The following is a 7,440-nucleotide window of genomic DNA, read 5'->3' on the forward strand; positions in this document are numbered from 1 at the left end:
CAAATAGCCAATTGGCGCGAAGAACAGGTAGCCAATGCCCGGCGCTTCAGGCCCGGTTGCGCAACCAATGCAAAAAGCCCTTTTTCACCGGCACGATTGGCGCCTCCTGGGTCAGGTGCTGGGCGGCGTGCAGGCGGAAATCCAGGAGGTTCTGCATGGCTTCGCCAATGTCGTGGCGCGCATCCAGGCACGGCTTGAGGTATTCCTTTTCGATGCGGTAGAGGGTGCAGTAGGTCTTGGCCACAAAATCTGCCGGCAGGCTCTGCCCATCGAGGATCCCGGCCTCGCCGATCACCTCCCCCGGGCCCATGCGCCCGGCTTCGAATTTATGCCCGGCCTTGGCCAGCATCACCGACACCACCCCGGACTCGATGATGAACAGATGGTCGCTGACCTCCCCGGCCGGCAAGATCATCGCGCCGGCACGGAAGGTGTGTGGGGTCATGTTCTGGCTGAAGGTTTCCTTCTCTTCCTGGCGCAGGGTCGAGAAGATCGTCGAGCTTTCCAGCAACGCCCGCGCGGGGGATGTGGTTGGCGAGGTCGGGCTTTCGGCACTGGACAGCAGGCTCACACCAGCCGCCTGCAAGTGCCGGTAGGCCAGGTCGTAAAGCTGGTTGCGCACCTCGCGCTTGAGGGTCATGGCCGGCACGAAGCCGCTGATTTCATATTCCACGCCACCGCCGGTGGAGGTCTTGAACGCCACGCTTGGCGCCGGCTTGGCCAGCAGTTGCCGACAGCCCTGCATGGCGCGCTCCAGGGCTTCGAGCACTGTTTGCGGACGCGCATGGGGGCTGACTTGCAGGCTCACCGCCAGGCCGAACATATCGGCCGGGCGCGAGAAGTTGATGATCTTGGCCTTGGCTGCCAGCGAATTGGGGATCACCGCCATGCTGCCCTGGGAAGTCTGCAGACGCGTGGCACGCCAGTCGATATCCGTCACCCGGCCTTCGGTGCCGTCGATGGAGATCCAGTCATCCAGTTGGTAGGGCTTGGTGGTGTTGAGCACAATCCCGGAGAACACATCACTCAAGGTACTTTGCAACGCCAGGCCGACGATGATCGCCACCGCGCCGGAGGTGGCGAGCACGCCCTTGACCGGCAGGTCGAGCACATAGGCCATGGCCGCAATAATCGCGATCAGGAAGATCACCGCGCCCATCAGGTCTTGCAACAACCGCCCGGTATGGCCGACCCGTTGCATCATCACGGCGCCAAGCAACACGGTCAGGGTGCGGGCTGCGAACAGCCACCAGCCGATCTGCAAGGCCGTGGCAGCCAGGTGCAGCGGGGTGTTGTCGGCATAGGGGGCCAGTTGCATGGGGTTCATGCCGTCGTTGAACAGCACGGCGCTGAACACGGCGAAGATGCCCAGGCGCGCGATCAGCTTCCAGTTACCGGGGTTGGCGACGAACAGGCGCCATACGGTCATGTCGATAACAATCAGCGCCAGGGCGCACAGCATCGGGTGATCGGCGATAAAAGACAGCATCCAGGCGACTCCAGGGCGAAGGCCCTGAAGATCGCACAAAATGGCACTGGCGGGTATAGGGCGCAGCCATCTGTGGCGAGCAGGCTTAGCCGCTCGCCACCACCACAAAGTCCAGATTCAGCGCTGGGAATCGAGCAACTCATGCTCGGTCGCCACCTGCTGGGCCTTGATATAGCTTTCGATCAGCAGTTGGTAGTGCGGCATCGCCTGGGTGTAGACCTTCGCCCACTGCTCGGCATCCGCGCGGTTCCAGGAGCCTTGCAGTTCCGACAGGGTGGCCATGATGTCGATGGGCACCGCACCGGCCTGGGCCAGGCGGGCGATAGTCAGGTCGGTGGCCAGTTTCGAGTGGTTGCCCGAGGCATCGACCACGGCAAACACTTTGTAGCCGGCATACACCGCGCTGATCGACGGGAAAGCCAGGCATACGCTGGTCAAGGTGCCGGCGATCACCAGGGTTTTCTTGCCAGTGGCCTCGACGGCCGCGCGGAACTCGGGGTTGTCCCAGGCGTTGATCTCACCTTTGCGCGCCACGTATTGCGCGTGGGGCGCGGCTTCGGCGATTTCCGGGATCAGCGGACCATTGGGGCCCTGGGGAACAGACGCGGTGGTGATCACCGGGATGTTCAACAGGGTCGCCGCCCGGGCCAGGGCGATGGCATTGGCCCGCAATTGCGGCACGTCCATGTCCTTGACGATCTGGAACAGGCCGCTCTGGTGATCGATCAACAGCATCGCGGTGTCGTTGGCGTCGATGGTCGGTTTCTGGCCGTTGAAATTAGCCGCTGCGGGGTGGGTCATGGGGTCTTTCCTCTTTTCACGGGCAACAGCCATCCTTGGCCGGTAAACCGGCCTGGCTGTCAGGGTTGGGTGATTTAGGTGCCGCGCAGGCGTATCAGCCGTGCAGTTGGCCAAACTGGCCGGACTGGAAGTCGGCGAAGGCCTGGTGGATCTCTTGCTCGGTATTCATCACGAACGGGCCGTGACCGACGATGGGCTCGTCGATGGGTTCACCGCTGAGCAGCAACACCATGGCGTCGGCGTTGGACTCCAGGCTGATTTGCTCGCCATCGCGCTCGAACAGCACCAGTTGCCCTTCGCGTGCCAGTTCCTGGCCGTTGACTTGCACAGTGCCTTTGAGCACCACCAGCGCGGTATTGCGCCCGGCAGGCAGGTCCAGGGTCACGGCCTTGCCGCCGTTGAGGCGCAGGTCCCACACGTCAATCGGCGTAAAGGTGCGGGCCGGGCCGGTGTGGCCGGCGAACTCACCGGCGATCAGGCGCAGGCTGCCAGCGCCATTGGCCAGGGGCAGCACGGGGATATCGCCGTCGAGGATCGTCTGGTAGCCGGCGTCGCTCATTTTGTCCTTGGCCGGCAGGTTGACCCACAGCTGCACCATCTCCAGGGCGCCGCCACTTTTGGCGAACGCTTGGGAATGGAACTCTTCATGCAGGATCCCCTTGGCAGCAGTCATCCACTGCACATCGCCCGGGCCGATTTTGCCGCCGGCGCCGGTGGAATCGCGGTGCTCGACTTCGCCCTTGTAGACGATGGTCACGGTTTCAAAGCCGCGATGCGGGTGTTGGCCCACCCCACGTCGTTGTGTAGTCGGGGTGAAATCCGCCGGGCCGGCGTGGTCCAGCAGCAGGAACGGGCTGATGTGCTTGCCCATGGTGTCGTAGGAAAACAGCGTGCGAACCGGGAAACCGTCGCCGACCCAGTGACCGCGGGGGCTGGTGTAGATACCGATGATGTTTTTCATGGTGTTTCTCCTAATCAGTGCATGGAGACACCTTAAATCCGTTACCTTTATTGCACTAGACGGCAAAAACGACCCTTAGCGTTCTATTTGGAGAACGATGGTGGAAGACCTCAATACCCTCTACTACTTCACCCAGGTGGTCGAACATGGCGGCTTCGCGGCCGCCGGCCGGGCCCTGGACATGCCCAAGTCCAAGCTCAGCCGGCGCCTTGCCGAGCTCGAAGAGCGCCTGGGCGTGCGCCTGATCAACCGTACCAGCCGCCATTGTTCCCTGACCGAGATCGGCCAGGCCTATTACCAGCGCTGCCTGGCGATGCGTATCGAAGCCGAAAGCGCCGCCGAAGTGATCGAACGCAACCGCTCCGAGCCCCAGGGCATCGTGCGCATAAGCTGCCCCACCGCCCTGCTCAACTCCTGGGTCGGGCCGATGCTCACCCGCTATATGCTGCAATACCCATTGGTGGAACTGCATATCGAGAGCACCAACCGGCGTGTCGATGTGATCCACGAAGGGTTTGATATCGCCCTGCGTATCCGCTTTCCGCCACTGGAAAGCAGCGAGTTGGTGATGAAGGTTTTGGGCAACAGCACCCAATGCCTGGTGGGCAGCCCGCAGTTACTGGCGCGCATGTCCAGCCCGGCGCTGCCGGCCGACCTCAATGGCCTGCCGAGCCTGCATTGGGGCTCGGCGCAACGCGAATACCACTGGGAACTGTTTGGCAGCAATGGCGCCAGCGCGGTGATCCGCCATATGCCGCGCATGGTCACCGATGACTTGCCGGCCCTGTGTCACGCGGCGACAGCCGGCCTCGGCGTGGTGCACCTGCCCAGTGCGGTGGTGCACAACGATATTGCCGCCGGGCGCCTGGTCAACCTGCTTCCCGGTTGGGCGCCGCGCACCGGGATCGTCCATGCAGTATTCCCCTCGCGCCGGGGCTTGCTCCCGTCAGTGCGGGCCCTGATCGACTTTCTCGGCGTGGAGTTTGGGCAGAGCGACATGGTGTAGTTGACGCAGCGCTTTGTGCGCGCCAAAACACCCTGACCGCTCCCACAGGTGGCCTGGCCGTGTTTTGGTTCAGCGCTTGGCCAGCTCCATAATCATCCGGCTCAACAGATAAACCCTCGGCACCACGCTCTCCACCTCGGCATATTCCTGCGGTGTATGGATATTGCCGCCGACAATCCCGAACCCATCCAGCGTCGGGGTGCCGACGCCCGCTGACAAGCTGGCGTCCGCCGCCCCGCCACTGCCTTCAATGGTCAGCTGACGGCCCAGTTCGGCGTAGATGCCCTGGGCGATCACCACCAACTTGTCGGATTCAGGCGTCTGCGGCATCGGTGGCAAACCCCGTTTCAGACTGGTCGTGACCTGTGTTTCAGGAATCAGCCGGTTGGCGGACACCCGCGCCAGATCCCGCTCGATCCGGTCAAACTCTTCCGGCAACGCCGCCCGCACATCGGCCTTGGCCGTGGCCTGGTCGGGGATCACATTAGTCCGGTCGCCGGCCTTGAGCACGGTGAAGTTGATGGTGGTTTTTTTCTCTGCATCCCCCAGCTTGCCCAGTTGCAGGATCTGGTGGGCGACCTCCATCGCGGCATTGCGCCCCAGCTCCGGGGCGACCCCGGCGTGAGCCGCCTTGCCCTTGACCTCGACCACCGCCGTGGCGCTGCCCTTGCGCCAGACCACCAGGCCATCGGCCGGACGCCCGGGTTCCAGGTTCAGCGTGACATCGTGGGCCCTGGCCGTGTTACGGATCAGTTCGGCGGCGGCCTCGGAGCCGACTTCTTCGCTGGCATCGAGCAGGAAGGTGATTTGCGCGTAGTCCGTGAAGTTCTGGTTTTTCAGCACTTTCAAGGCGTAGATCCCAGCCACGATCCCGCCCTTGTCATCCATCACGCCGGGGCCGTAGGCGCGGCCGTCCTTGATATAAAAGGGCCGCTCGGCCGCCGAGCCTTCCTTGAACACGGTATCCATATGCGCCATCAGCAGGATTTTGGCCTTGCCCTTGCCTTTGAGGGTGGCGATCACATGGCTGTTATTGGCCGCCGCATCCGGCACCAGCTCGATGCTGAAACCCAGCTGTTTCAATTCAGCGACGGCAATATCGCGCACCTGGGTCAGGCCCGGCTCGTAGCCAGACCCCGAATCGATATTCACCAGGCGCTCCAGCAACTTCAAGGCCGGGGCCTTGTACTGTTCGGCATCGGCCAGGATCTGCGGGTGCGGTTCGGCGCTGAAAGCCGGCATGGCGCTGCCCAGGGAAAGCGCCAGGGCGGCGGACAACAGTGTGCGTTGGACGTTGAAAGTCATGAACAGATCCTTGTTTATTAGAGAGGGAATGTCACAGCCTACCTGACAAAAGCCACTTTATTCAGCCTCAAGCCGGTCGCTTCCGACCGGGGGAATGTTCGGTAGGCACCGCCGAAATATCCCACCTGAGTACCGGATAAGCTCTACTGATACACGGTGAAAACCTCTGCAAAGTCCCTCGCCTGATCACACAGCGCAAGGGACCGCCGATGTACTGCCCAATTGATGCCCCGGTCCTGGGGGCAACCTCTTGAATGCCGCCATGGGTTTTATGGTCCTGGCGGCCATGGACACAAAGACGCGGGACGTCGAGGCGGTGCTCGCCGACTTCCGCCAATGCCTGAACACCTATGACGCCTGGGCCGAGAGCTTCTGGCGCTTTTCGGCGCTGGAGCTGGAACAGGTGTTCAAGGTGGGCGATGAGGTGGCGCTGATGGCGCCCATTTCATCCAAAGCCCCCAGCAGCACCGTCGCCATGTGCAAGGCCAGTGGCACGCTGACCCTGGTGCATTTGTTTGAAAGCACACGGTTTGTACCCATCGGCAACACCCCGGTGATGCTGCAAGCCATCCCCGCGGACGGTGGCCCGCTGGGCGAGCCCATTTACAAAACCATCGGCCCCAGCGGGATTCTCGAAGTCACCGAGTGCACTCGCGACCAACCCTATCGGATCACCTTCTATCCCAACGTTTCCAGGGATCACGTCAAGGCGTTGTATGCGTCTTACCAGTCGATCCTTGCGCCGCTGGAAAGTCAGTTGCGCAAAGACTGGACCGACACGTTCGAGCCCTTGTGGCAGGAGTATCGCGAAGCCAACTTTGTGCAGCGCTACCGCCTGCTGGACCAAGGCTATGCAAACGGGTTCGGCCACGTACTGCATGAACTGTGGGACAACATCGAGCACTTGTATCAATGGCTGGCGGACCTCAGGCCCAACAGCGAAAAACTCCTGCAATACCTCGCTCAAACCGAGCTGGATGCCCTGCTGGAACTGAGCCAGGACGCCATCGCCAATGGCCTGCTGGTGCTTAGCGATGAGCCACTGCTGTTTATCTACCTGGCGGCGATGGTCAGTTGGATGCGGATGCTGCCGCCGCCGTACCTGAACGAACTGCTGGGGCAAATCACCGCCGAGGTACTGATCAACCTGTTGCTGGTGTGGGTCACCGCCGGCATGGGCGTGACGGTACGCCTGGGCGCGCAAGTGCTGGGCAAGGTCAAGTCAGGGCGGGTGCGCCAGTGGCTGGAGCAAATGGCCCGGCCGTTTGCGGATACCCGGTTGGACCGTCATGCCGAGGCGCTCCGACCGTTATTACTGGGCAGCCCTGCAACGCCGATCAAGACGGTGCCCAGCGTGCCGCTGAAGGCCGGCGCGATGGAAGTAACGAATCCGGTGCCGTTGGTGCGGGAAAAATCCGCACCCAAGACGACCTTGGTCAAGCATCAGGCGGTGGACGATGCGCCCTCCTCGGCGAAAAACCCCAACGACCAGGCCAGCGCCAGCGCCGACAACACCGCGACCCACGGCTGCCCGGTGTCCATGGTTACCGGCGAAGAACTGCTGACCCTGACCGATGGCGAGCTGGATGGCGTACTGCCATTTGCCTGGACGCGCCTGTATCGCACCAGCGCCGTGGAGGTGGATTGCGGCCTGGGCTTTGGCTGGAGCCATTCGTTGGCCCAGCGCCTGCGTGTGGTCGGCGGCTCGGTGGTGTGGACCGATCATGAGAACCGCAGCACCACCTTTCCCCTGCCCTCCACGGCCCGTCCGGCCATCAGCAATAGCCTGGCCGAGGCGGCGATTTATCTGGGGGCGGCGTCGGATGAGCTGGTGCTGGCTCAAGGGGCACGGTTCTACCACTTTCACGACGGTGTGCT

The 7,440-nt window shown here is 62.6% G+C and carries 6 protein-coding genes; 2 read left to right on the forward strand and 4 right to left on the reverse strand.

The genetic code is table 11. The features are described from left to right. Nucleotides 1–46: 46 nt before the first annotated feature. From AC07W7_RS21030 to AC07W7_RS21040, 3 genes are all read right to left on the reverse strand, one after another. Nucleotides 47–1,489 (reverse strand): mechanosensitive ion channel family protein, encoded by a 1,443-nt coding sequence (locus tag AC07W7_RS21030; RefSeq protein ID WP_099168109.1) that lies wholly within the window; start codon nt 1,487–1,489, stop codon nt 47–49. Between the two features lie 117 nt (nt 1,490–1,606). Further along, complete coding sequence (locus AC07W7_RS21035) at nt 1,607–2,290, reverse strand: isochorismatase family protein (protein ID WP_076964362.1); 684 nt, start codon at nt 2,288–2,290, stop codon at nt 1,607–1,609. A gap of 94 nt (nt 2,291–2,384) precedes the next feature. Beyond that, nucleotides 2,385–3,251: a pirin family protein gene (locus AC07W7_RS21040; RefSeq protein WP_076964363.1), complete on the reverse strand. Its 867-nt coding sequence runs from the start codon at nt 3,249–3,251 to the stop codon at nt 2,385–2,387. Nucleotides 3,252–3,348: 97 nt separating this feature from the next. Between AC07W7_RS21040 and AC07W7_RS21045 the strand changes: the two genes are divergently transcribed. Next, entirely contained in the window at nt 3,349–4,257 is a 909-nt protein-coding gene (locus AC07W7_RS21045) for a LysR family transcriptional regulator (protein WP_099168107.1), read from the forward strand. Between the two features lie 69 nt (nt 4,258–4,326). On the opposite strand, the gene AC07W7_RS21050 is transcribed toward AC07W7_RS21045, so the two are convergent. Continuing rightward, the gene (locus tag AC07W7_RS21050; RefSeq protein ID WP_495040057.1) at nt 4,327–5,562 is read right to left on the reverse strand and encodes a M20/M25/M40 family metallo-hydrolase; all 1,236 of its coding nucleotides are present in this window, start codon (nt 5,560–5,562) and stop codon (nt 4,327–4,329) included. A gap of 262 nt (nt 5,563–5,824) precedes the next feature. Between AC07W7_RS21050 and AC07W7_RS21055 the strand changes: the two genes are divergently transcribed. Then, a partial coding sequence (locus AC07W7_RS21055) for a DUF6531 domain-containing protein (protein ID WP_495040058.1) occupies nt 5,825–7,440 on the forward strand: 1,616 nt, incomplete at its 3' end.

The organism is Pseudomonas sp. GW821-FHT01D09 (genome assembly GCF_059422465.1).

Coding starts and splice junctions, on each gene's coding strand:
- AC07W7_RS21050 (WP_495040057.1), bottom strand. CDS start 5,562: ATGACTTTCAACGTCCAACGCACACTGTTGTCCGCCGCCCTGGCGCTT.
- AC07W7_RS21040 (WP_076964363.1), bottom strand. CDS start 3,251: ATGAAAAACATCATCGGTATCTACACCAGCCCCCGCGGTCACTGGGTC.
- AC07W7_RS21030 (WP_099168109.1), bottom strand. CDS start 1,489: ATGCTGTCTTTTATCGCCGATCACCCGATGCTGTGCGCCCTGGCGCTG.
- AC07W7_RS21045 (WP_099168107.1), top strand. CDS start 3,349: ATGGTGGAAGACCTCAATACCCTCTACTACTTCACCCAGGTGGTCGAA.
- AC07W7_RS21035 (WP_076964362.1), bottom strand. CDS start 2,290: ATGACCCACCCCGCAGCGGCTAATTTCAACGGCCAGAAACCGACCATC.